This window comes from Arthrobacter sp. D1-29, from assembly GCF_054130585.1.
In genome coordinates this window covers 1,548,338-1,573,304 of sequence record NZ_CP096383.1, presented here as the reverse complement: position 1 = coordinate 1,573,304, position 24,967 = coordinate 1,548,338, and the positions used below count along the sequence as shown (strand labels likewise).

Annotated in this window: 17 protein-coding genes; 2 read left to right on the top strand and 15 right to left on the bottom strand. The window is 66.1% G+C overall.

Annotated features, from left to right (window positions below; genetic code table 11):
• Positions 1-43 precede the first annotated feature (43 nt).
• Positions 44-1,822, top strand: a complete 1,779-nt coding sequence (locus M1E17_RS07255) for an ATP-binding protein (protein WP_457966463.1) — start codon at positions 44-46, stop codon at positions 1,820-1,822.
• On the top strand, positions 1,815-2,477 hold the full coding sequence (locus M1E17_RS07250) for a response regulator (protein ID WP_457966462.1): 663 nt from the start codon (positions 1,815-1,817) through the stop codon (positions 2,475-2,477). The genes M1E17_RS07255 and M1E17_RS07250 overlap by 8 nt, the downstream gene beginning before the upstream one ends.
• A 127-nt stretch (positions 2,478-2,604) precedes the next feature.
• Here the strand turns inward: M1E17_RS07250 and M1E17_RS07245 are convergent, their stop codons facing one another.
• From M1E17_RS07245 to M1E17_RS07175, 15 genes are all read right to left on the bottom strand, one after another.
• Complete coding sequence (locus M1E17_RS07245) at positions 2,605-2,988, bottom strand: RidA family protein (protein WP_457966460.1); 384 nt, start codon at positions 2,986-2,988, stop codon at positions 2,605-2,607.
• A 46-nt stretch (positions 2,989-3,034) separates the two neighbouring features.
• A complete protein-coding gene (locus M1E17_RS07240; protein WP_457966458.1) occupies positions 3,035-3,538 on the bottom strand; it encodes an N-acetyltransferase family protein in 504 nt (167 codons plus the stop codon).
• Between the two features lie 116 nt (positions 3,539-3,654).
• Positions 3,655-4,488, bottom strand: a complete 834-nt coding sequence (locus tag M1E17_RS07235) for an inositol monophosphatase family protein (RefSeq protein ID WP_457966457.1) — start codon at positions 4,486-4,488, stop codon at positions 3,655-3,657.
• Positions 4,485-6,758 carry an NAD-dependent DNA ligase LigA gene (gene ligA, locus M1E17_RS07230; RefSeq protein ID WP_457967619.1) on the bottom strand — a complete coding sequence of 758 codons (2,274 nt, stop codon included), beginning with the start codon at positions 6,756-6,758 and terminating at the stop codon, positions 4,485-4,487. Before ligA ends, M1E17_RS07235 begins: the two co-directional genes overlap by 4 nt.
• A gap of 110 nt (positions 6,759-6,868) precedes the next feature.
• The gene (locus M1E17_RS07225; protein WP_457966455.1) at positions 6,869-7,450 is read right to left on the bottom strand and encodes a hypothetical protein; all 582 of its coding nucleotides are present in this window, start codon (positions 7,448-7,450) and stop codon (positions 6,869-6,871) included.
• Between the two features lie 153 nt (positions 7,451-7,603).
• Positions 7,604-8,191 (bottom strand): hypothetical protein, encoded by a 588-nt coding sequence (locus tag M1E17_RS07220; RefSeq protein ID WP_457966454.1) that lies wholly within the window; start codon positions 8,189-8,191, stop codon positions 7,604-7,606.
• A 119-nt stretch (positions 8,192-8,310) separates the two neighbouring features.
• A complete protein-coding gene (locus M1E17_RS07215; RefSeq protein WP_457966453.1) occupies positions 8,311-12,756 on the bottom strand; it encodes an FtsK/SpoIIIE domain-containing protein in 4,446 nt (1,481 codons plus the stop codon).
• A complete protein-coding gene (locus M1E17_RS07210; RefSeq protein ID WP_457966452.1) occupies positions 12,753-13,457 on the bottom strand; it encodes a hypothetical protein in 705 nt (234 codons plus the stop codon). The genes M1E17_RS07215 and M1E17_RS07210 overlap by 4 nt, the downstream gene beginning before the upstream one ends.
• Before the next feature lie 64 nt (positions 13,458-13,521).
• Positions 13,522-15,360: a protein kinase domain-containing protein gene (locus M1E17_RS07205; RefSeq protein ID WP_457966450.1), complete on the bottom strand. Its 1,839-nt coding sequence runs from the start codon at positions 15,358-15,360 to the stop codon at positions 13,522-13,524.
• Complete coding sequence (locus M1E17_RS07200) at positions 15,357-17,252, bottom strand: FHA domain-containing protein (RefSeq protein ID WP_457966448.1); 1,896 nt, start codon at positions 17,250-17,252, stop codon at positions 15,357-15,359. The genes M1E17_RS07205 and M1E17_RS07200 overlap by 4 nt, the downstream gene beginning before the upstream one ends.
• Entirely contained in the window at positions 17,239-18,156 is a 918-nt protein-coding gene (locus M1E17_RS07195; protein WP_457966446.1) for a PP2C family protein-serine/threonine phosphatase, read from the bottom strand. Before M1E17_RS07195 ends, M1E17_RS07200 begins: the two co-directional genes overlap by 14 nt.
• The gene (locus tag M1E17_RS07190; protein ID WP_457966444.1) at positions 18,153-19,586 is read right to left on the bottom strand and encodes an RDD family protein; all 1,434 of its coding nucleotides are present in this window, start codon (positions 19,584-19,586) and stop codon (positions 18,153-18,155) included. Before M1E17_RS07190 ends, M1E17_RS07195 begins: the two co-directional genes overlap by 4 nt.
• 356 nt (positions 19,587-19,942) lie before the next feature.
• Positions 19,943-22,567 (bottom strand): transglutaminase-like domain-containing protein, encoded by a 2,625-nt coding sequence (locus tag M1E17_RS07185; protein WP_457966442.1) that lies wholly within the window; start codon positions 22,565-22,567, stop codon positions 19,943-19,945.
• On the bottom strand, positions 22,564-23,895 hold the full coding sequence (locus tag M1E17_RS07180) for a DUF58 domain-containing protein (RefSeq protein ID WP_457966441.1): 1,332 nt from the start codon (positions 23,893-23,895) through the stop codon (positions 22,564-22,566). The genes M1E17_RS07185 and M1E17_RS07180 overlap by 4 nt, the downstream gene beginning before the upstream one ends.
• A gap of 50 nt (positions 23,896-23,945) precedes the next feature.
• A complete protein-coding gene (locus tag M1E17_RS07175; protein WP_457966439.1) occupies positions 23,946-24,917 on the bottom strand; it encodes an AAA family ATPase in 972 nt (323 codons plus the stop codon).
• Between the last annotated feature and the right edge of the window lie 50 nt (positions 24,918-24,967).

Sequence of the window (24,967 nt, the reverse complement as noted above, 5' to 3'; positions counted from 1 at the left end):
ATTGTGCTCACGGCATCCCCCACCCCGACATTCAAGGAGGATCATGCAGCGTTCTGTGCCACGGCCGCCGCTGCGGTTCTCCACCCAGACCTTGCTCCTCCAACTGGGGGTTGTGCTGCTGGTGGCCCTCCTCAGCGCAGCCGTCCACGCCTGGCTGACGTACGACAGGGTGGGCCGCGAAGCCGAAAACCAGGCCCTGACGCTGGCACGCACCGTGGCGTCAGATCCTTCGGTGCGGGCGGATGTCCAGGCCATCAGCGAGCAGACAGGCACTCCCCCGCCCGCCGAGCTCAGGAACGGGCCGCTGATGGTGGAGGCGGAAAACGCCCGAATCCGCACCGGTGCCCTCTTTGTGGTCATCACCGACGAGACAGGCCTGCGGCTCGCCCACCCGGACCCTGACCGCCTGGGCGAAAAGGTCAGCACCGACCCCTCCGAAGCGCTCTCCGGCGAGGAAATCACCACCCGGAACACCGGGACCCTGGGTCCCTCGGCCGGCGCCAAAGTGCCTGTATATGCCCCGGGCACCGGCACCGTGGTGGGTGAAGTGAGCGTGGGCTACTCCATGGAGACAGTGGGCCAGAGCGTTGCCAGGGACATCGGGCCGGTAGCACTGACGGCGGCCGGCGCCCTGTTGGCGGGCGTGCTGGCATCGTTCCTGCTGCGGCGCCGGCTGCAGCGGCTCACGCTGGGCCTGGAGCCGGAAGAAATCAGCACCCTTGTCCACGATCAGGTGGCGGTGCTGCAGGGAGTGGACGACGGCGTCATCGGCATTTCGGCCGACGGCCGGATCAGCGTCTTCAATGCCGCAGCCCAACGGCTGCTTGGCCTGCCTGACCTTGCCGGGACGCTCTGGGAGGATGCACCGGTTCCGGCGCAGCTGAAGTCCCTGACCCGTCCGGCACCGGGCGGCGCCCAGGCCGAAACGGCCGAGGCGCTGGAACTTGTGGCGGCAGGACGGGTACTGGTGGCAAGCGCGCGCAAGGCCCTGCACCGGCGCGAAGACCTGGGCTGGGTGGTGATGCTTCGCGACCGCACCGAACTGCAGCACCTGACCCGGCAGCTCGACGCCGTGGGCACCATGTCTACTGCCCTGCGCGCCCAGCGCCACGAGTTCGCGAACCAGCTGCACACCCTCGCCGGTTTTATGGGCATGGGCCAGCACCAGCAAGCGCGGGAATACCTGGCCCGGCTTGCCGCTACGGGGCCGCTGAAGTTCCCTGTCGGCCAGGCCGAGCTGCTGCAGGACCCCTATCTGCAGGCCTTCGTCGGGGCGAAGGGCGTGGAAGCCGATGAACGCGGCGTCACCCTGCGGATCGGGCCGGAAACCCTGGTCCGCGGCCAGGTCATTGAGCCCCAGGATGTAACCACGGTGCTGGGCAACCTGATCGACAACGCGGTCAATGCAGCAGTGGCCGGCTCTTCAAAGGACCGCTGGGTTGAACTGGAGGTCCTGGATGAACCGGACGACGCCGGCGGGACCCTGCACATCGTCGTCGCGGATTCCGGCGACGGGCTGGGGGCCGGGGTAGATCCGGACATGGTGTTTGCGGAGGGCTTCACCACGGCTGCCGGCAGCGCAGGTCCCGTCCTGTCCAGCGGCGGCCACGGCCTGGGACTGGCCCTTGCGCGGCAGCTGGCCCGCCGCCGCGGCGGCGACGTCAAGGTGCTGGAACCCGGTTCCGACGGCGGACCGGGCGCAGTGTTTATGGCCACGCTGCCGCGAACAACCGCCGGCGCAGCCAAAGACTTCGCAGCCAAAGACCTCGCAGCCAAAGACCTCGCGGCCACGGATTTGGCAGGAAAGGACAACGATGCCTGAGGATTTCAGGGTGCTGATTGTGGACGACGACTTCCATGTGGCGAAGCTGCACGCGACCTATGTCGACTCGGTGGCGGGGTTCCTGGCCCTGTCGCCGGTAGGAACGGCGTCGCTCGCTTTGCAGGCCATCCACAGCCTCCGGCCGGACCTGGTGCTCCTGGACGTCTATTTGCCGGACGCGTCCGGGCTGGACCTGTTGCAGCAGCTTGATGTGGACACCATGATCCTGAGTGCGGCGTCGGACGCGGCCTCGCTCCGCAAGGCATTTCGCCGGGGCGCCCTGGGCTACCTGCTTAAGCCGTTCACGGCGGATTCGCTCTCCCAGCAGCTGCGCTCCTACGCCCGGTACCGCCGCATCCTGGGCCAGCCCGGGGTGCTGGACCAGGAATCGGTGGAGCGCGCCAAACGGGCATTGATTCCCGGCGAGGTGGCAGCATCGGCGAAACCGCGGTCAGCCACCGAGGCTGCCGTGCTCGAATCGCTGGTTCCCGGCGAGCAGTACTCGGCCGTGGATGTGGCCACGCGGGTGGGCGTTTCCCGGGCCACAGCGCAGCGGTACCTGTCGTCGCTGGCTGATGATGGCGCCGTCGACATCCAGCTGCGCTACGGAACCACAGGCAGGCCGGAGCACCGCTACGGCCTGCCTTCCTCTTAAAACAACCCTCGGCAGTTCACTGAGCGACTCTGCGACGCGTATGGACGCGGGAGAGGCATCCGGAAGCGTGCGTCTAAGCGAGGAACGAGCGAGCACGCGGAGGATGTCTGTCCCGCGGACAGCCCTTCTAGCTGGCGCTCTTCTGGGCTACGAGCTCGATTTCCACGAGCATCTTCGGGTCCAGGAACGGCAGCACGTGGACCAGGGAAAGGGTGGGTCGGATCTCGCCGAAGACTTCGCCGTGGGCGCGCCCGGCCTCTTCCCACTTGCTGATGTCGGTCACGTACAGCTTGGACTGGACAACGTCAGCGAAGCTGAAACCCGCATCTTCGAGCACGGCCCCGAGCTTCTGCAGAATGTACTGGGTCTGGGTGTAAAAGTCGTTGCCCACGATGCCGTCTTCACCGCTGGCGGCCGTGGCTGAAATGTACAGCGTATTGTCCACCTGGACTGCCCGTGAGTAGCCGAGGGTCTGTTCCCAGACGGAGCCAGTGCCGAAGGTTTTGCGCATGGTGGGCCTTTCAAAGCTGAAATGAGTCGGCACCACTTTAGGGTGGCTAGACCTCGAGCCGGTAAACCAGCAGCTTTATGTCGGTGCCGGGAACAAACCAGTCCCGCTCCGGGACACGCTGGAACCCGAACTTCCGGTAGAGACCGTGGGCGCTCTCCCAGGTTTTTCCAGTAGTGAGGGCAACTGCCCTGATGCCGGCGAGCGATTTGGCGTGGTGGATGATGGCCTCAACAGTGGCCTTCCCGGCTCCGCTGCGCTGCACGTGCGGGTCCACCACGAGCATCCGGAACTCCAGCTCGTCCTCCAGGGCGATGTCGGCATACGGTTCACCGGCCCGGGCCAGCGTCACCGAGCCGACGACCTGCCCGCGGCGCTCGGCCACCCAGATCGTGGCGCTCTGTGCACGCCGGGCCACGTCCTGGATTTGCAGGATATAGGGGTGGTCAGGGCTGTCGAAGTAGCCCGCGGCGAGGTAGGAGTCCCGCGTGATCCGGGCAACGTCGTCGAAATCTTCCGCAGTGGCGGGACGGATGGTTATCTGCGGATGCACCTGACAATGGTAGTGGCATGCGGAGCGCGGACCGCCGGAACAGGGGGTTTCCGTGATGGAACTATCACTCGGGGCAGAAAGTCCACTCCAGGCAGAACGTCTACTCCAGGCCTAACTCAGAGCGGGAACTTGCCGGACAGCTCCAGGCTTGCGGCACAGGTCCAGGCGGCCAGCCTGTCCTCATCGGTTGGCCCGCCGTTGAGCGGGCTGACCAGGCGGGGACGCCTGACCCAGCAGCCCGCCTCCTCGGCGATCAGGGCGCCGGCTGAGAAATCGTGCTCGTTCAGTCCGCGTTCACCGAAGGCGTCGTGGGTTCCGTCGGCCACCATGCACAGGTCCAGCGCTGCCGAGCCCAGGCGCCGGACGTCGGCGAAGTCCTCCATCAGGCTGCCCAGGAGCGCGGCCTGTTCGGCCCGGACACGGGGATCGTAGCTGAAACCGGTAGCCAGGATTTGACCCTTCCTGCCGGGCTCCGGCCCCTGCAGCCGGGTGAGCCTGCCGGACTCCTCCAGCCAGGCCCCCTGGCCGCGGGCGGCATAGTAGACGCGCCCCAGTGCCGGGGCGTTAACGACGCCGGCGAGCCAGACACCGCGGGCATCGGCCACGGCCACGGAGGTGGCGTAGTAGACGATGTTTCGGATGAAGTTGGTGGTGCCGTCGAGCGGATCAATGGACCACCGGTAGCCGCTGGGCTCGGCGGGGCGCGTGGTTCCGTGTTCCTCGCCCGTGATGGTGTCCTGCGGCCGCGCCGTGTTGATGGCGCCCCGGACGGCATCCTCCGCAGCGACGTCAAAAGCGGTAACCCAGTCGCCCGCCGCTCCCTTGTTGCTGGTCCCAAGGTCATCGCCGTTCCGGGAGGCAAGCACTGAAGCACCTGCGGCGGCCGCTTGCTTTGCCACCTCCAGGAGCACTGCCGGGTGATCCGGAGGCAACAGATCCGCGCTGCTCATTCAGCAGCCTCCGGCTCAATCACGCTGTCCGCCCCGGCAGATTCAGTGGCGGGTTGGTTGTCTTCTGCCTTGGCGGCTGTAGTGGCGGGCGCCTTGGCCGTCAGGTTGGCGGGCCCGTTGGCAAGGAGTTCGCGGAACCCGTCCTCATCCAGCACCGGCACTCCCAGCTGCTCCGCTTTGTCCAGTTTGGTTCCGGCGTTCTCGCCAGCCACCACGTAGCTGGTGTTCTTGGACACCGAGCCGGCCGCCTTGCCGCCCCGGATCAGGATGGCCTCCTTGGCCTCGTCCCTGCTGAAGTCCGGCAGCGAACCCGTGACGACGATGGTCAGGCCCTCCAGGGTCCGCGGCATGGATTCGTCGCGCTCATCCTCCATCCGGACTCCTGCGGCAGCCCAGCGGTCGATGATCTCCAGGTGCCAGTCCTCGGCGAACCATTCCTTGAGCGCCGCGGCGATGGTGGGGCCCACGCCGTCCACCCCGGCCAGTTCCTCCTCCGACGCCCGGCGGATTGCGTCCATGCTGCCAAAAGCGTTAGCCAGCGCCCGCGAGGCCCGCGGCCCGACGTGCCGGATGGACAGCGCCACCAGCACACGCCACAGCGGCTGGGTTTTGGCTTTTTCCAGTTCCCTGAACAGCCTTTCCGTGTTGGCTGTGGGCTTGGACGGGGACTTCGCCGTGCCCTTGCTGTAGAAGTACGGCACCAGCTCAAACTCGCCCGTGGGCACCCCCTTGGCGCGCTTTTCACGCCTGATCCGGACATCCGCAAGGTCCTCTGGGGTGAGGTCAAACAGCGCCGCCTCCGACGTCAGGGGCGGCACGGCCGGTTCGGCAGGCTGGGTCAGCGCAATGGCTGCCTCCCAGCCAAGCGCCTCGATATCGAAGCCTCCCCTGCCGGCCAGGTGGAAGACCCGTTCACGCAGCTGGGCGGGGCAGGACCTGGCGTTGGGGCAGCGGATGTCCACATCCCCTTCCTTCGCCGGCGCCAGCGGTGTTCCGCAGGAAGGGCATTCGGTGGGCATGACAAAGTCCCGGACCGGCGGCTGCTGCTGTTCCCGCAGGGCAAGCACAGGCCCGACAATCTCCGGAATGACATCGCCGGCCTTGCGCAGGACCACGATGTCGCCGATTTTCACGCCTTTGGCCTTCACCACGTCCTGGTTGTGCAGCGTGGCCATCTCGACAGTGGAGCCGGCAACCTTGACCGGCTGCATCACTCCGTAGGGCGTGACGCGCCCTGTCCGTCCAACATTGACGGCGATGTCCAGCAGTTTGGTGTGGACTTCCTCCGGCGGATACTTATAGGCGACTGCCCAGCGGGGCACCCGTGACGTATAGCCCAGTGCGCGCTGGGTGGCGAAGTCGTCCACTTTGATGACGATGCCATCGATCTCATGCATCAGGCTGTGCCGTTTGTCGCCGTACCGCTTGATGAACTCGAGGATCTCCTGGAGGCTTCGCAGGACTTCAAAATAAGGGCTGACGGGCAGCCCCCACTCCTTCATGAGCTGGTACGTCCCGGACTGGCTCTGGGCCTGAAGTCCTTCCCGCGCCCCGATCCCGTGGACGAACATCTTCAGCGGCCGTTTGGCCGTTTCGGCGGGGTCCTTTTGTCGCAGGGAGCCCGCTGCCGCGTTGCGCGGGTTGGCCAGCGGTGCTTTGCCCGCCGCGATCAGGGCCTCATTGAATTCAGCAAAAGCCGTTGACGGGATAAACACCTCGCCGCGGACTTCCATTTCGGCGGGGTAGCCCGTTCCGCTCAGTTCCTGCGGTATTTCCTTGATGGTGAGCACGTTGTGGGTGATGTCTTCGCCGGTGTGGCCGTCACCCCTGGTGGCCGCCCGGACGAGTTTCCCGTCCCGGTACAGCAGGTTGACTGCCAGGCCATCAATCTTCAGCTCCGTCAGCCAGGCCGGCGGCATTCCGCCGTTACCCACCTTGGCGATACTGGCAGCTGCCTTATCGATCCATGCTTCCAGCTCCTCGAGGGAGAAAACGTCCTCCAGGCTGTACATGCGCTGCAAATGTTCGACGGCGGCAAACGCGGCTGAGACTTCGCCGCCAACCTCCTGGGTGGGCGAGTCATTGGCCACCAGTTCAGGGTGCAGCGCTTCGATCTCTTCGAGGCGCCGAAAAAGTTCGTCAAACTCCGCGTCCGAGACCAGGGGTTCGTCCTCCTGGTAGTACGCGAATCTGTACTTCCGGACGAGGTCGGCCAGGTTCTCGTACTCCTCACGGACCGACTCGGACGGAACCGCCTCCGGCTCCGTCAAATCTTCAGTCCGGGTTGCTGTCTCTTCTGCGGGGCCAGGTGCTGTGCTCACAGACCTATCTTGCCCTACACCCCGGACATTTTGCTGGGGATGCAAAGACGCGTGCCGAGTCAGTGGCTGGAGACTCGCTGCCGGGCCCACCAGGCGAAGGACACCCCGGCCATGCCCACCAGCAGCACCCCTGCCAGGATGGCCAGCAGGCCGGAATCTCCAAAACCTGGGCCGTCTGTGCCGGAGACGGCGGCGGCCTGGGTAGGTTTGGCGGACTTGGTGATCGGCTTGTTCCAGTTGGATTCAGTGCTGGGGGTTGCCGCAGACGGGGTTGCCGCAGCGCTGCTGGAGGGTGGTTCCGTTGACGGTGCCGGCTCTATGGTTTCAGTTGGCTCGGGCTCCAGGGTGGGCACGGGTTCCAGGGTGGGCTCGGCGGGTGGCGCAGTGGGCGCGGGCTTCGCCGGGGGTTCCTGGGGCGGTTTCGCCGGGACGGAGGGCTCTTCCGCCGTCGGCTTCGGATCAGGTTTCCGGGCAGCTTCCGCTGGTGCGGGTTCGCAGGACTCCTCGCAGGTGGCCGTGGCCGTGGGCTCAGGTGAGTCGGCATGGGCGGCCCCCACGGCCGAAAGACCAACAGACAGCGCGAGGACTGCAGCTGCTGCCGCCGCGATGGCGGCTTTGAGTGCAGCGCAGGACGGGGTCATTTGTTGCCTTTGGACGGGCGCGGTCCCCCTCCGCTGCGAACTTCTGTTCCCGGTAGTCTGCTACAACACGCCGCAGGGCCGCAAATCTCAGGAATTAACAGCGCGGCCGTTATAAGCGTTCTTCGTGCCGCCAATGCCGGGCCGCCTGCCTGCTCAGTGGGCCGAGACCCGGTTCCTGCTCCACCAGGCAAACGCCAGGCCGGCGAGACCCACCAGAAGCACCCCAGCCATGATGGTCAGCAGCCGCGGATCTCCGAAGCCAGGCCCGTCCCCCGGCGACACAGCGGCAGCCTGCGTGGACTTCGCTGACCCAGTGATGGGCTTGTTCCAGTTTGGTTCTGTGGAGGGTGCTCCGCTGGGCGGAGGGGCGCTGGTGGATATGACCGCGGCCTCAGCGGAGGGTGTCTCCTCAACGGCAGTCTCTTCCGGCTCGGGGGCGAGGGTGGGAACCGGGGCGGGTGCCGGGTCCGCGGGCTGCGGCTGAGCCGGCGGTGCCGGGGCCGGGGCCGGCGGCGCTGCCGTGGCGGTGGGTTTTGGGGAAGTGGGAGTCGGTTGGGGACCGGGCGGATCCTCGGGCTCCGGTTCAGATGGGCCCGGGAGGCAGATGAGCCGGCAGGTGGGTGCAGGCTCAGGAGTGTCAGCTGCCGCAGGCGGAACTGCGGTGAGTCCGGTCGAGAACGCCAGGACCGCAGCTGCCCCCATCACAGAAACAGCGCGGAGCACAGTGGAGGATCGGGGCATGGATACCTTTTCGACTTTGCGCGGCCCCCTCCGCCCAACGGGTGTTCCCGGTAGTCTGCTACAGCACGCGGCCGGGCCGCAAATTCCATGAATTCGCGGCCCGCCGCATACAGGTGTGCTCAGCCCCTGTTTTCAGGCGGCAGCGCAATCTGCAGTTTGCGCACTTTGCCCCGGCCCACAATGTACCCGCGGCCGGGGATGAAGTCGGGGCTGACCCTGCCCAGGGAGGTGTTGAGCAGGCTGTCGCCTTCGATGTCGCCGGGGTTGATCAGCAGGCCGCGGCGCCCCGATTTGAAGGGCTGGGAAAGGGACCAGGCTGAAGACCAGGTGGACGTTTCGGACTCCCCGATGACCCACTGGTCGGCTTTGATTGACGCCGTCACCAGTTGCCCTATCCGCGATTCCGCCACCGTGTCGGTGAACTCTGTCAGACCCTCAATGAAGATGGCCACCGTGCCGGGATTTCCCGATGAATGCTCGATCAGGTCTTCGGCCACCTCGGCGAGGTCATCCGCGCCTACTATCGACCGATTCCAGATGGGCAGCGAGGCCACAGCGGACCGCCTCGAGCCGATGTAGACGAGCTCCGTCTCCGGGTTGGAGCGCCTGAGCGCGTAGGCGAGAGTCACCAGCGCCACGGTCCTTCCGGCGCCGGGCGGACCGGAGACCAGCAGCGGGCCCTTCGCCATGATCTCGGCCGGCTCCAGTGTTTCGTTGTCCACACCGATCACGGGCAGGTCCGGACGGCCGGCGGGCAATACATCGAGGTCCACCTGCTCCGGGAGCCGCTCGATCCTGGGCGCCTTGTCGAGCCCCTGGCGGAGCATTGCCTGGCTGAGCTTATGGACCTCCCTCGCCTGCAGGGCCAGGTTGGAGTTGCCTCCCAGGACCGCGAGCTGTACCTCCAGGCCGTCCAGCAGGCCCCGGCCCGGAGGCGAGGTGTTGCTGAGAACGTCCCTGGGAACCGCCATGGTCAGGTAGTCGTCCTCGGAGGAGAGCCGCAGAACCAGCCGGCGCTGAATGGACGCCAGCAGCGACGCCGGGACCGAGTTGGGGCGGTCCCCGGTCACTACCAGGTGGATGCCCAGGGGACGTCCGTCCGTTGCCAGTTGCAGGAAGATATCCCACAGTGCGGAAAGTTTGCTGTACTCGTAGGTCTCGCGGAACGCCGACATTCCGTCCACCAGCACAAAGATCCGCTTTTCACCGGGACGGTTCGCCAGCCTCCGGTACTCAACAATGGTGGAAGCCCTGACTTCGGCGAAGCGCGCGGAGCGTTCATCAGCAATGTCGCGCAGCAGGCGAAGCAGGCGTCCGACGCGTTCCACGTCGTCCCCGCTGATGATCTCCCCCACGTGCGGCAGCTCTTCGAGCATCTTCAGTCCCGAGGACCCGCAGTCGATCCCGTAGAGGTGCACGGGACCTCCCCTCGGAGTGACGGCCGCGGCAATCGCAATACCGCGCAGGGCCGCTGACTTTCCGGAACCGCCGGTACCGTAGATGGCCATGTTGCCGTCTTTGTCGGGTTCGTAGAAGACCGTGGGCTGGTCCTGCCGGGAAGGATCGTCCGCCACTCCCAGGAGCAGCCGCTCGTCCGTCCGCGGATTGGGGAGCTTGGAGAAGTCGTAGGTCTTGGCAAGCTCATCCAGCCAGGGTTTGCGCGGCGGACGGATGGCCAGGAGCTCGGCCGCCCGGACGATGTTGGTGGTCATCCGGGAGATATCGTTCGGACCGGCGGGGTCTTCCTTCACCGGCTGTTCAGGGGCAGGCAGATCCCAGCTGGGACCTGAGCCGAAGGCCATTTCAACGATGTCGATCTGGGGCCGCTGCGGCTTCTCCGTGGTCCAGCCACCCGCATAACCGGTCTGGAAGCCCTGGATCCGGCCCGGACCGGTCTTTGCGGCGCCGCGGCCCGGGATGGACGGGTCAAAGTAGGCGGCGTCCGGGACGCCGAGGATATCGGTCGCGTCCTCTTCGTCCGCCATGCGCAGGGCCACACGGAGGTTGGTGTTGGCCCGCAGGCTGTCCTTGATCACACCGGCGGGCCGCTGGGTGGCCAGGATCAGGTGGAGTCCCAGTGAACGCCCGCGGGCGGCCACATCCACAACACCGTCCACGAACTCGGGCACCTCGGTGGCAAGCGCCGCGAATTCGTCCACGATGATGATCAGGTACGGCGGAGCATCAGGATCGGCTTCGCGTTGAAGTGCCAGCAGGTCCTTCGCCTTTTTCCGGTTCAGCAGGTGCTCCCGGTAGTGGAGTTCTGCCCGGAGGGAGGTCAGGGCCCGGCGGACCAGGTGCTGGGAGAGATCGGTGACCAGGCCCACGGTGTGCGGCAGGTGCAGGCAATCGGCGAAAGCGGCCCCGCCCTTGTAGTCCACAAACAGAAAGCTCACCCGGTCAGGGCTGTAGGCGGCGGCCATGCCCATGACCCAGGACTGCAGGAACTCCGACTTGCCAGCACCGGTGGTTCCGCCCACCAGGGCGTGCGGCCCCTCGTTCTTCAGGTCAAGGTACAGCGGTTCAACGCCTTTTGAACCCACCAGCGCGCGGAGCGTTCCGTTGTCCTTGCGGTTCTGGACGGCGGTGGCGTGGACCGAGTTGTTCTCCTTCCACCGTTCCGCCACGGCCTGCGGGTTGTCCAGGAAGTCCTTGCCGATCAGGGTGGCGTAGGAAACGGCGCGCGGCAGGTCCGAGTCGTCACTCATAGGCTTGCCCACGTCCACTACCGGGGAGAGCATCCTGGCCAGCTGGGCGGCGAGATCCGCGTCAAGGCTTTCGCAGCTGACGGGGTAGGTGTGCTGGCCAAGCCGCACCTGGCCGGTGGTGGTGCCGTGATCGCCGTCCACCACCATAAAATCCCGGCAGGCTGCAGGGAGAGCCTGGATGTCGGTGGCCACCCACATGACGTGCACCCCGGAATCAGGCCCGCGCTCGGCAAGCCGCGTCAGCCGTCCGCGGTCAACAGGGGCATCGTCCTCCACAATGACCAGGACAGCCGGCAGGACCGGCACGGGAACCTCCACCTTGGCAGGGTCAAGCTCCGGGCGGAGATCAGCGCCGGAGCGCTGAGCCAACGCCTCACGGGTGTCCACCAGGTCCTCAAGCCGGGCCAGGAGGGAGGAACCGCCCGCTGAGCCTGCAGCCAGATGGTCGCCGCTGATCGGGCTGTGGCCCGAACCTACGTGCGGCAGCCACTGCAGCCAGTTCCAGCGCTCGCGGGACTGGGCTGACGTGATGGCTGTAATGACGGCCTCGGCGGGCGAGTGAAGGCCCGCCAGCTGCAAAACCATGCCGCGGGCCACGTCATCAACCAGTCCGCGTGCTCCCGCGACGCCAAAGGATCCCGCCGTCCGCAGCTGGGAGACCACCGGCACGCCCTCGATGTCCTTGAACTGCTTGAGGCAGTCCTGGATCTCGCGCATGTATTCAACTTCGGTGTCGTTGTTCGACGACTCCTCAAGGACCACCCGGGACGGCGCCGTGCCCAGCCCAAACCTCAGGCCCAGGAAGCCCTTGTGCTCAGGGCGGTGGGTCCAGAGCAGCGGCCCCAGTTTGTAGATGGAATCCACGGTGTCGCTGACGGACGGCGCCTCCTGCAGCCGGACGGAGCGTTCAACGTGCTGCAGTTCGGTGATGTCCTGGCGGAACGCGGCCATGGACTCCCGGAAGTGCTTCAGCTGTTCCTTGAGCCGGCGCTTGGTCTGCATCTTCTGGTCGACGTAGTGGCCCACCACGAACAGCGGCATCATCAGCATGAACACAACAGAAATCAGGTTCCGGGTGGTCGCGAAGATCACGGCCCCCATCAGCAGCGGCGCCATCAGCATGATGTAGGGGAAAGGCTGGTTGTCCGGCCGTTTGGGTCCCGCCGGCAGGACCCGCTTGGGCGATTCAAAGCAGGGCACCACGCGCGGTGACCGGTTGAAATCGACAAGGGGCGACGTCGGCGCTGCCGCCTGGTTCCGCCCCAGCGGAACCACCGTGACGGTGGTATCACCAAGGGTCACCGTGTCTGAGGAATTAAGCGTGGCCCTGGTGACCGGAAGGCCGTCCATCAGGAGGCCGTTGGCCGAATTGGTGTCCACGATCTCGACGCTTTCGCCTACCGTGATGCGGGCGTGGCGTTTTGAGGTCATGGGATCGGTCAGCCGGATGTCAACGTCCCGGTCCCGGCCAATGTAACTGGTGCCTGAAGGGAGGGAAAACTCCTGGCCGACGTCGGGGCCGGACAGGATCCGCAGGGTGGCCGTGGCGGGCCCCCGGTTGGCGCCCGGAGCGTCAAACTGTGCGCTGACCTGGGTCAGTGAAACAACCGACCCCGGCCGCAGCCCTGATTCGAGCAGGTTGTCCGTGCGGGTCAGGACGTTGCCGCGCATCCCGCCGGCCACAAAGGCCTCGTCGATCCGCAGGGAAAGGTTTTCCGGCGCCGGAACCCCCTTGCGGTCAGGGTCTGCAGACCACAGCTGAGTGGCGGTGTCCGCCACGGTGGCCAGGCCGTCAACGGTGACCGCGAGGTCCTTGGTCTCGGCCGGGTCCCGGCGAAGTGTCAGCCGGATTCTCATCCTTCGTCCACGCCCCTCATCTTTTCGAGCAGATACAAGTCTTCAGGGGTCACCAGATGGGACGTAACAGCATGTTCAACAAGCCTGGCCCGCCGGTTTGTAGCCAGTTTTCCGCCTCCGCCGCGGAGTCCCACCACCCCAACCCTGTCCAGCTTGTCGCAGACGTTGTCCAGCTTGCGGTTGAACCGGGTCAGGGCCCAGCCGAGCGTCTTGGCCGCCGCAGCCGAGGACGGGATGGCGCTGAATCCAGTCCCCTCGCGGCGGAGCATCGGTTCGGCGAGCGCCACGATGAGCGCCTTCTGCGAGTCGGTGAACACCACGGGGCCGATAGTGGTGTCCCCATTGCTGTCTTCGTCCCGCGCCTCTTGGCGGAACGACGGCGTCTTAAGGTGAACGGCGAACTCATAGGTGGTGGGTCCGGCGGTAAAAATGATGTTGGTGTGGCTGAAGACGAGGGGTATGCGGGCCCCGGGCGACAGCCAGGCCTGCATGCCGCCGGAAGCGTCGGCGACCGTGGCCGAGAGCATGCTGCCTACGTTGCTGAGCCACCACATTCCGTCGTAGCGGGCCACCTGCAGGAACTGTCGATGCAGGTAGGGGTTGTCGTCCACTTCAAGGTCGCCTTCACGCCCGATGTTGAAAATATCCTCATCCGACGGCTCGTACCACTCACCACAGAAATCTATTGCTAGATCCCCCATTTTCCGTGCCTCCTCATAGGGCATTGCATGTTGTTCGTCGGCCTGTCCGCTGGCCAGGCCATTCCTAGCTGTTGGGCACGCAGTGGACCGAATCTTCTTCTTCCATGGGAGAGGAGGCCCCGTCACTGCGGACCAACATCACCTCGATGCAGGTGGTTCCCGAGGGATTTGGTTTCACCTGGACGGAGGAGGAGGTAGTGGACTGGTAGGCGCCCTCGGTCTGCCCTGGTGCGAAGACCCGCCACTTGAAGACGTCACCGGGTTTCGGCTGGGGATTGTTCCAGCTGAAACTTACTGTTCCTGTACTGTCCAGGAACCCGCCCAGTGCCTCGACGTCCGGGACAGTCCCGTTATCCAGGGGATCTACCGGAGGCTTGCTGACCTGCTCCGTGGGTACCGGCTTCGGCGGGACTGTTGCTGACAAGGCAATTCCCACGACGACGGCGACCGCCAGCAGGGTCCCTCCGGTGATCGCGAGCCACAGGTTGCGTTTGCCGTGGTCGGCGGGGGCAGGACCCGGGGCGTCCCCCCGGGGCATGGCCGGCCGGCCCACGGTGGCGTCAAGCTCAGGTTCTCCCCGGCCCGGCGCCCGCCCTGCCGGGTGCTGTTGTCCTGGATGTTGTCCTGCGTCAGCCGAGAGGAGGGAAGGGCGGTGGACCGTCGCGTCCTGGGGGGTGCCGTACTGCGGTGTGCCGTCCTGGCGTGTGCCGTAGGCGGCGGGGGCGCTGCCACGGAGCATGGTGGCGTGCGACCACTCGCCCGCCGGGTTTCCCTGGGGATGCTGGCCGGCAAAGAGGTGGCCCGGGACCTGGGGCCGGGCCGCGTCCCCCGCTTGGACGGGGGCAGACGGACCAGCAGCGGCCGGGTTGACAGCAGGCGGGCCAGTCACCGGGAATGGGCCGGGGCCCTGCGGACGGGTACGTGCCGGGAAGGTGGGCGCACTGCCGGTCCGCTCCGGATCGATGGCGGCAACGCTGCGGACACGGGTTTCCTCGAAGCCGTCGTCCGGGTGGCCGTCCTCCTGGTGGGGTTCTTCGAGCACTTCAAAGGGCGTGACTGACAGGTTCAGCTCAGCCTGGATCCGCTGCAGGGCAAGAGCGAACGCGTGGGCCGAGGAGTACCTGGAGGACGCTGACTTCGCCATGGCGGTGGAGAGTGCCAGTTCCAGGGATTCCGGGACGTCGGCGCGGCCGAGCCTGGGCAGTGCCATGGTGCTGATGCGCGAAATCAGTTCACGCTGGGAATTATCGGCCCCGGGCATCACGAAGGGAGACCGGCCGGCCAGCAGGGTGTACAGCGTGGCCCCGAGGGCCCAGACGTCCACCAAAACGCCGTCAATCGGTCCGTCGGTGAACTGTTCCGGTGGGGACCACGGGATTGACATCCCGGCGTCGTCGTCGGCATCGCTGCCCAGCGTGCCGGAAATCCCGAAGTCCGTCAGCGCGGGGCGGTTGTAATCGGTGACCAGGATGTTCGCCGGCTTGATGTCCCGGTGCGCGATGCCGGCCCGGTGGGCGGTTTCGACGGCGGATGCCACCTGGATGCCCACGGCCAGGACTTCGTCCACGCTGAACCGCTGCCGCCGGTAGCGGACATCGAGGCTGGGCCTGGAGCAATATTCCATGGCCAGGTAGGAATGTCCTGCCTCGGTTACCTCAGCCTCATAGATGGTCACGATGTAGGGGTGGGAGGAGAGCTGGGCCATCAGGTTGGCCTCAGACTCGAACCTCCGCCGCGCGCCGTCCGTTTTCAGGTCGGACAGCAGGACCTTGACAGCCACTTTCCGCCGCGGCCGGTCCTGCTCGTAGAGGTAGACGTCGGAGAACCCGCCGGATCCCAGCAGACTGATGTAGTTAAACCCCGGGATGTGGGGCGGCGGCGCAACAGGCCGTTTCGAACTCAAAGAATCTCCTCAAAACGCAATGAGATGTTGTCGCCCAGTTCGGCAATATCGCCATCGAGCACGATGGCCATCTCGTTCTGGGCCAGCCTCCTCGGCTGCTGGCCTTCCCGGACCAGGACCGTTCCGTTGGTGGCCTTGAGGTCGCAAAGCATCACGTGCCAGCCTTCCAGCCGGACTTCCACGTGCGAACGGGAGATATCGCCGCCGGGGCTCGCCACCTGGACGAGCCGGGGCATTACCCCACCCTGGACCCGGGAGACTGAGGGCTGCCGGCCGATCACCAACGAATGGTCAAGGTCCACCACCTCACCGGTGGATACCCGCATCCGGCCCAGCCGCGGCCGCGACACCTGGACGCCGTCGGAGGGCAGGGGCAGCCCGCAGGCGGCACACTGCGCATGCGTGGGTGGGTTCGCGTGGCCCCGGCTGCAGACCCGGGCCAGCACCAGCGGACCGGCAGCATCCGGAAGAACCGTTGGTGCAGGATGGGCAGCCATTCCGGCAAGATCGCTTTTCATGATCGTGTGGCCGTCGTGGTCTCCGTCGAATCCGGCGGGAAGGCCTGCCGGATCCTCCGCCGGGGAGTCCTGCCGGCTGCCGGGGGCCAGTTCCGGGCCTGGCCCGCCGGAAGGAATATCCAGTGCTGGCGGGGCCTCGGCTTTCCTGGTATTGGCCCCACCGGTGCGCCAGGGAACCGAGTCGATCAGCCCGCCCGTCATCGGGTCATTGCTGATCGGCCCGCCGCCGGTGGGCGGTGTGGAATTTCCTGGCAAGGCGCTTCGGGCCTCCGGGGCAGCGGCGCCGTCGGGCTGGGCAGGCTTTCCGGCGGCCTGGAGCCCCCGTGCCGCCGGCATCTGCGCCGGCAGCTCCAGGGCGGCACTGCCAACCTTCCCCGCCGATGAAGCGGGGCCAACGCCCTCCGTCGCTTCAGGGTCATCGCGGACGGCGGCATCTTCAATGCTCCGTACCACCGTGCGTTCCCACAGGTGGTCGTACGTGCCGGTCAGTTCGTTCGCGGGGACCGGGTCTGGCTCGGACGCCGGTTCCTCCGCAGCGGAAACCCGATCTGCTCCCGGATGGGCCGAATCCGCCAACTCCGCGGAATAGTACCCATCCTCGTCAAGGACGCCCATGACGGTCTCAGCGGACGCACCATGTTCCGGGGCGACTGTTTCCAGGACCGTGTCACTTTCTTCGGGCACAGCCAACGTAGGTTCAGCGAAGGCCCCACCGTCAGCAGCAGGCTGTTGTCCTTCATCAACGGCATCGGATTCCGCAGCCGTTCCCTTTTCAGACAGGCCAAGTTCAGGGGCCGCTGGCTCAGGCAAGAGTGGTCCAGGCAAGAGTGGTGCAGGCGAGGCTGGCACAGGCGAAGCCAGCGCAGTTGCCGCAGTACCAGCCAGACCTGTGTGTGCATCCACGCCCGGCTTTGGGGCAGCTGCGTCAGGAGCGCCGGCCAGGGCCACCGTCAATGACTTCAGCAGCACCACGCCTTCCCCCAGGGGAAATTCCTGGGCTGAAGGAGCAACGCCGGGAAGGGTGAGCCGGTACCACTCGGGGGCGCCAAAGCGTCGCTCATTCCACGTGGTCACGTCCCGTCCGCTCACTTCGATGGGGCCGCCTGGAAGCTGGACGGTCAGGTCCAGCTCGCCGCGCAGGAAGACATGGAGCGAGTCCCGCAGGTCAACGATTCCGAACGAAGGGATCTGTGACAGGGAAACGCCAAAACTGCTGGTGACGGCATGAAGCACCTCGTGCGCCTCCGGCCCGTCCGCCAGCAGCTCCCACATTGACTGGACCAGGGCCGGCTGCGTATCGGGGCCCAGAACGACGGCCGTCCGGGACCGGACAATTCCCAGCCAGGTTCCCGGCGCGTAACTACCTGCGGCCATCGGCTGGCTCCTCGCTTTCATTCTGCTCGCCCTCTGGCCCCTGCGTGTCAACAACCTGGGCACGGGGCAACGTGATTTCGTCTTCGGCATCGACAACCGGCCTGGGGGCGGTGGTGGCGATTCCGGCGTCGTTCATCACGTTCTTGGCGTCGACCACTATGACGGTGACGTTGTCCCTGCCGCCGTTGCGGAGGGCGGCCTGGATGAGGGCGTCGACGGCGTCCTGCGGATGCCCCACGGTGCTGAGGATGCGGAACATGTGTTCATCGGTCAGTTCGGCATTGAGTCCGTCTGAACAGATCAGCATGCGGTCCCCCTCCTCGACGGGCAACAGCCAGTAATCGGCTTCCGTGTCGGTTCCCGTTCCCAGCGCCCGCGTGACCACGTGGCGCCTGGGATGGACTGTTGCCTGCTCGGGCGTGATTTCGCCCGCGTCAACAAGTTCCTGCACTTCGGAGTGGTCCACGCTTATTTGGGCGAACTGCCCCTGGCTCAGGCGGTATGTCCTGGAGTCGCCGATGTTCATGACCAGCCAGTACGGCATGCCCATCTGTTCAACAACAACTGCCCCGGTCAGGGTGGTTCCGGCGCGTGCACCGGTGGCTTCGCGAATGGAGCCATCCGCCTGGACCAGGTACTGCTGGAGGACCGCCGCGGTAACGCTGCGCTCTCCGGTGGCCAGCTGCGGCATCGCCGCCAAGGCACGGACGCACATGCCGCTGGCAATTTCGCCGGCCTCATGGCCACCCATTCCGTCAGCGACCGCGAAAACGGGGTCGGACGCGATGAAGGAGTCTTCATTCAGTTCGCGCCGCAGGCCACGGTCCGTCCCGTAGCCATAGCTTAGGCTCAGCCCGGCCCCCTGGTCGGCGTCGGGGGAAATACTGGCTGGCTGGGAATTCATGCCTGTCCTAGGTGGAAGGAACGGTCACCAAAATGAACAATGGATCCCGGGCTGACAAACGCGGGCACGCCCGGCTGAAGTGGTGTGCGCAGGCCGTCCGCGGTGGTGACAGCGCTGCCGTTTGTGGAGTTCCTGTCAGTCACCCAGATCCCTGCGCCGTCGGTCAGGACGTGGAGGTGCGTTTTGGAAATCGAGCGGCTGGGGTCGTCGATGGCCAGAAGCTGGGCCTGCTGCTCGCCGGTCTGTCCCACCGGGTTCCGTCCCACCAGGACGTTGCGGTCAAGCTGGAAGTCGCGGCCGTCGTCGAGCTTTATCCGCAGGACGGCCACAGGGGCGGCCTCCAGGGTTCCGCCGCGCATCTGCGTGCGGTCGTGGTCATCGTCCGGATGCCCTCCGGCGGAGGGGCCGGCAGCTGGAGCCGAAGGAACGACGACGGCGGGCGGCTGGAAGGACTGCGGCTGGACCGGCTGCGGCTGGAAAGATTGCGGCAGGGCCGGCGTGGCCTGGTACGGGGGCTGCTGTGGAGAGGAGTGGGGAACCACGCCGCCCTGGGCCGGCTGGAACGGCTGCGGTGACGCGGACGGTTGGACTGATGCAGGCAGCTGCGGTGCAGCAGGCTGGGCCATGGGCTGGTACGGGGCGGGCCGCTCCGCTGATGCCGACTGCCACGGGTTGGGATTGTGCGTCGGGTTTTGCTGCCGGTTCTGGCTCTGGTTCTGGTTCTGGTTCTGATTCAAGGGAAGCTGGGCGTTAATGACTTGGGGTGACTTGATGGCACCTGCCACGGGCGACACCACTGGCTGGACCGGCGGCAGGTCCAGGGGCGCGAAACTGTAGGGGCCCTGGATGCCGCCTGAGGTGATGGGGTTGCGTCCTGCCTTGACGTCGAAGACAAGCGTCTTGGCGGCCCTGTCATGCCAGCCACGGAGCCCGCCGTTCCGGTCCCACCTGTTGGAGACCACCACCAGGACCGCCCACGCGGCGCCGATGAGCAGCAGCGGACCAAGGATCAGGAGGGCGGCATCGAACCACTTAAACACGACAACAGCGATGGCCGTGAGGGCGGCCAGGATGATCCCGGCGCCCGTGATCAGACCACGGAGGAAAATGCCACCTGCACCCGGGCCATAACCGTCGTTGTCGGCGCTCCGGATGCCCATGACCGTGTTTCCAATAGTCGTCCCGGACCGGCCTTCCATGCCCAGCTGGACAAACAGGTAGACCAGGGTCAGTCCAAGGCCGATGCCACCGAACAACACCACCGAGCCCGTGTCGTAGACGATGAAACCACCGCTTTGGGTGCGGGTGATGCCGGCGAAACCGATGGCAAATGCCACCACAAGGACGGCGAGCGGACCAAGCCAGTCGAGCACGGCCGCACCGAGCCGCTTTCCGGCGCTGGCCGGAACGAGCTCAAGATTCACTGCCATGCCTGTCCCTCCCCCTGGGCTGTGGCCAGCCGGACCGCTCCGGACCGGACCGGAGCCCAGAGGACCGGCGGCGTCGTGTCCGCTGGCCCCGGGTGCGTGGCCTGGCCGTCCTGAGTGTCCTGGCTGTCCTGGCTGTCCGGGCCGGCCGTCGGCCGGTGCCCGATCTACTACCGGGATAGTATCGGGAATTTGGCCTGCATGCGCAGCCGGCCGATCCATCAGCGCCCTCTGCGCGTGGTCCACGTTCCGCTCGTTCCGGGCCGCCCTGTTGGCCAGTGGAGCGCCGCAGGATGTACAGAACGTGGCCCCGCTGCGGATCACTTGCTGGCAGCGCTGGCAGCGCTCGGCGTGGTTGGTCATGACTCGGTGTTGTTCTTTCTGCCAGGGTTCCTGAGGACTGTGGACTCATCAGGTTCAACAAAGCCTGCAGTGTCCTGTTCGGCCACAGCCCGGGACCCGCTGGATGATGCGGCCTCCGGACCGTTCTCCACCCTACCGGCGGCCTGCCCCCTGGCGGCGGAACCGGGCCCGGAACCAAGCGCGGAACCCGCCCCGGCGGGCAGTTTTCGGCCGCCCAGGACCGGCCGGGTTCCACGCAGTTTAAGCGCAGTGCGGCCATCGGCCAGCAGTGACCGCGGCGAGAACCGGGCCTGCTGCCTGCGCCAGAACCCTACTGTTCCGGTCATTTCCTTCAGGGAACCGTCAACGATGGTCCAGTACTGCCGGACTTCTTCCTCGCTCGGCTGCCCCGCCCCGAAGATCGACGCATCGGCGCGGTGGGCCAGCATGGTGGTGGTGGAGGCAGACTTGGGGAAGGCCTCAGCAACCACCACTGCGCTTTCACGGCGCGTGGAGCGGGTGTTGATTCCGGCTCCCATGTCAGTGGCCAGGCTCACCACTTCATTCCAGCCTCCACCGACGCGCTCGGCCGGGTGCCCCGCCCTGAAACGGGCCTTCCGGCGCCGCGACTTAAGCAGGGCGATGAGCAGCAGCGGCAGCGCAAGGATCGACAAAGGTATGAGGGCGATTCCCAGGGCGCCAAGCAGGGCTCCCCAAAAGAGCCATGGATTGTTTTTCTTCTGGTCGGCGTCCAGGGCATCCGGGGAGGAGTCCGGCGGCAGGTCCGCAGGTTCCTGCGGCGGCGGCGGCGGCTGAAGCACCTGGGGCTTGGGCTTGGACTTGTTTTCCGGATCCGGCGGGATGGGGATGTTGTCCTTGGGCGGGGTGGGATCAAAGCTGACCCAGCCCACCCGGTCGAACGCCACCTCCACCCAGGCGTGGACGTCTTTGCCGGTAATCTTCACTTCTCCTGCACCGTTCTCCGGGCTGGTGGGATCGGGGTAGAACCCCATCACCACCCGGGAGGGGATGCCAAGATGCCGCAGCATCAGCGACATGGAGACGGCGTACTGTTCGTCGTCACCGAGCATCTGCTTGGCGGTCAGCAGGCTCCTGATCCGGGCCGAACCATGCCCGGACACGCTGGGCAGCTGGCCCTCGGTAACCAGCCCGTTGCTGAAGGCCCCGGTTTTCTGGAAGTGGGCTTCGATCTGCCGGACGCGGTCAATGGCGGTGGGGGCGTCTGCCGAGAGGTCGTTGGCCTGGGATCCCACCACGGGCGGGACCTCCAGCGCATCGGGGAGGGTGACCCTGGCGAAATCGTACTGCGTCAACTGGCCGTGCTCGAGCTTGACGGGATCGGACACCTGGACACTGTAGGAATCACCCTTGGACAGTCCCTTGGTGGTCACTGCGGTGTCCGTGCCCGAGTTGAAGTAGAGGCCTGAGGCGGCCGCCGAGGCGCCGGCGTCAAAACTGAGGCCGGTTGTCTTTCGCCCGCCCGGGACGAAGTACCCCTGGTATTCCCCAATGGTGATGTTCATCGAGTAGTCGTTCGTGGGAACAACGCTCGAGGTGTCCGCCAGGGTGTTGATGGACTTGGTGTCCCCCACCTTGCTGAAGCTGCCGGAGCCGTTGGGGTCCATGTTGTAGTTGGTGCCGTTGAACGCGTCCAGCGCACCAAGCCGCACGCGGCCGTCGCGTGGCAGGCCCTTGACCACAAAAAGGGTTTCGTCCTTTTTGTCCTTGACGAACGTCCGGAAACTGGCAAGCGGGGTGATGTAGTCCTTGGGGTCGAAGGGCGGAACCACCACGTTGCGGAGGACTTTCCTGTCGTCGGCTGCCGTGACCAGGGGCGCAGCCACGGCGGTGACCGCCACGCTCACCGCGATGACGGCGGCTGCCATGCCAAGCCGGCGGATCTTGGCCCGCCGGGCAGTGGCGGTGTCGCCGTCGGGACGATTGACCGAAACCTTCCGCGTGTCGCTGCGCCGCAACGCATCCCTCCTGAAAGTTGCCCAGGCGATGGCAACCACGGTGAGCGCGATGCCGCGTTCCACCGTCAGGAAGGCGGCGTTGGTGCTGAAGGCAATGCCGGTGACGAAGAGTGCCAGCACCGGAAGCAGCGGCCAATAGGGGCCTTTGACCCGCCAGATCAGGATTCCGGCAACGGCCGCGGCCACCATGGAACTGAGGAACGGGACGATAAGGACACCGCCGGCAGTACCCACCGGCACGCCCACCGTGAGCATGTCCTTCCAGGCGAAGACCACGCCGAGGAGAAGCGTCCGCAACGAGTCCAGGCTGGGGATGAATCCGGCGATGGCCGACCCGGGGACCGCGAGGGCTGTCCCGAACAAAAGGTATGCGGCAAGGGTCAGTGCTGCGGTGATCAGCAGCCCCAGCCTGAGGTGGGCATTGCAGGCGGCGATCGCCAGGCCCAGGATGATTCCCCCGAATCCTGAAACGAGGTAGTAGGGATCACCTCCGAAGCTGAGGCTGAAGCCGAGGACCCCCAGCCCCAGCAGCACGGTGAGGGCACCGGCGTCGAGCACAAAGTGCCAGGCCGGCTGGCCGTCGGCAAAGGCCGACACTTCCTGGGTGCGCTGGGTCCGTGGGCGGAGGCCCTGCGCCGTGCTCATGCGGCCGCCTTTCTCAGGACGATGGCAAGATCGGAAAGATCGCCCAGGGTCAGTACTGTCAGGTCTGCGATGTTGGCCCGCGACGGTGCAGCTCCGGTCTGGAGCCGCACAGCAAGGCTGCGGACGCCGGGCGGCACGGATGCCGAGGCGGAGCGGAGCTGGGTGGGAGTCACATTGCTGCCCACGATAAAGAAGACCACCGAGGCGTTCGGGACGGTGTCCGCCAGGGTCCGGGCAAGGTCGACGGCGTTCCGGCGCATGGGCGCGCCAACAATCCTTGTCATGTCATCGAGCATGTTCCGGCCCGTTTCACAGCGCAGCGGACCCTTCTGCGTCAGGACATCCAGCTCGCGCTGCTCGCGGATCGCCTGCCGGCCGATGGAGGCCGCCGCCGAGATGCCCATTTCGAATTCCTGCTCCGAGGCGTACTCATCGGTGTTGATGGAGAGCGAGATGGCCAGGTGGGCCCGCCTGGTCTCCTCAAACTGGCGGACCATGAGCTTGTTGGTCCTGGCCGTGGTCTTCCAGTGGATATGCCTGCGGTCATCCCCCGGTACGTAGTCACGCAGGGCGTGGAAGGACACATCGGCGCTGGAGAGGTCTGTTGTTGGCATGCCTTCGAGGTCGCGGATGAAGCCGGCGGCGGAGCCGGCCAAGGCGACAGTCCGCGGGTGGACATAGAGATCCTCGGGCTCGGTCCACAACACCTGGCGCCGCAGCAGGTGCAGGGGGTCGGCGCGGACGGAACGGACCGGTCCCACCACAATGACCGCGCGGCGGGCTGTTGGAATGGTGAAAAGGTCCTCGTGGACCTGTTGCGGCTTCATCCTGGGCAGGTGGAAGACAGCTGTGGCTGCGCCCACCGGCAGTTCCAGGGCCGCGGGCAGCAGGGGGCGGGCGGAGGTGTTGGAGACGGCGATGCTGCCTACGGCAGTGTCCCCCACCGCAACGCGGGTCCGCGACAGATCCAGGACAACTCCGTAGGAAGATCGGCCCAGGATAAAGCCGATGGCGATGATAAACAGGACAAAGGCCGCTATCGCCGCGGCCTTTGCTTCCTGCCAGCCAAAAGCCTGGCCGGCCATCCAGAGCACGATGCTGGCGGCAAGCACCGACCAGCCGAGGACGCTCACCACCGACAGGACTGGCCACACGAACCGCAGCCAGTGGCCGCGGACACTCTGCCACAGCGGAGCCAGCGCCAGCCCCGCGGTGCCGGTTGCTTCTGCCCACAGGGACGAGGGGTGGAGCCTGCCGGGACTGCCGTCCTTACGGAAGGGCTGCCGGAGCCGGTCAAGGAGCCGGGTCAACGGATGGCCGCTGGACATAATGGTGCCTTCGTTCGCGCTGAATGGTGGTGGGTCTGGCTGGGGAGAAGTCAGGCGCTGGCGCGCTGCTGCGGGGCAGCAACCTCAGAAAGTACACGGACCAGGACGGCTTCCGCCGTGGCGCCGGAGAACTCGGCCTCAGGGTCCATGACAAAACGGTGTGTCCACACCACGGCTGCCAGCTCCTTGATATCGTCGGGCAGGACAAAGTTCCGGCCCTGTCCGGCAGCCCACACCTTTGCGGCGCGGACCATCGCCAGGGCTCCACGCACGGAGACGCCCAACCGGGTCTCCGGTGCGTTGCGGGTTTCTTCGCAGAGCCGCGAGATGTACTCAAGGACTGCGGTATCCACGTGCACGGTTGCGGCGAGATCAGCCATGTCGGCCACGGCCTGGGTGGTGATGACCGGCGACAGTTCCTTGGACCGGTCCTTCAAGTTTGCTCCGCCCAGGAGCCTCACCGTGGAGGCGTGGTCCGGGTAGCCGATGGATGTCTTGATCAGGAACCGGTCCAGCTGGGCTTCCGGGAGCCGGTAGGTACCTGCCTGTTCAATCGGGTTCTGGGTTGCCATAACCATAAACGGCCTGCCCGCTTCATACGTGACACCGTCCACAGTGACGCGCGATTCCTCCATCACCTCAAGGAGGGCTGACTGGGTCTTCGGCGACGCACGGTTGATTTCGTCGGCAAGCACGATGTTGTTGAAGATGGGGCCCTTGTGGAACTCGAACTTCTGCGTCTTCTGGTCGTAGATGGTCACACCGGTGACGTCAGAGGGCAGCAGGTCGGGGGTGAACTGGATGCGGTTGTTGGACCCCTGGACGGTGGCGGCCAATGCGCGGGCCAATGACGTCTTGCCTGTCCCCGGCGCATCCTCGAACAACACGTGGCCTTCTGCAAGCATGGCTGTGAAGGTCAGCCGGATGACGTGTTCCTTGCCTAGGACCGCCTGTCCAACGTTGGCAACGAGCTTTTCAAAGGTGGCTGCAAACCATTCGGCCTGCTCGGTGGTCATTGTCATGAAGTGGGTCCTTTGCTGATGGTGCTTGATTGGGGAGACGGTAGCGGAGT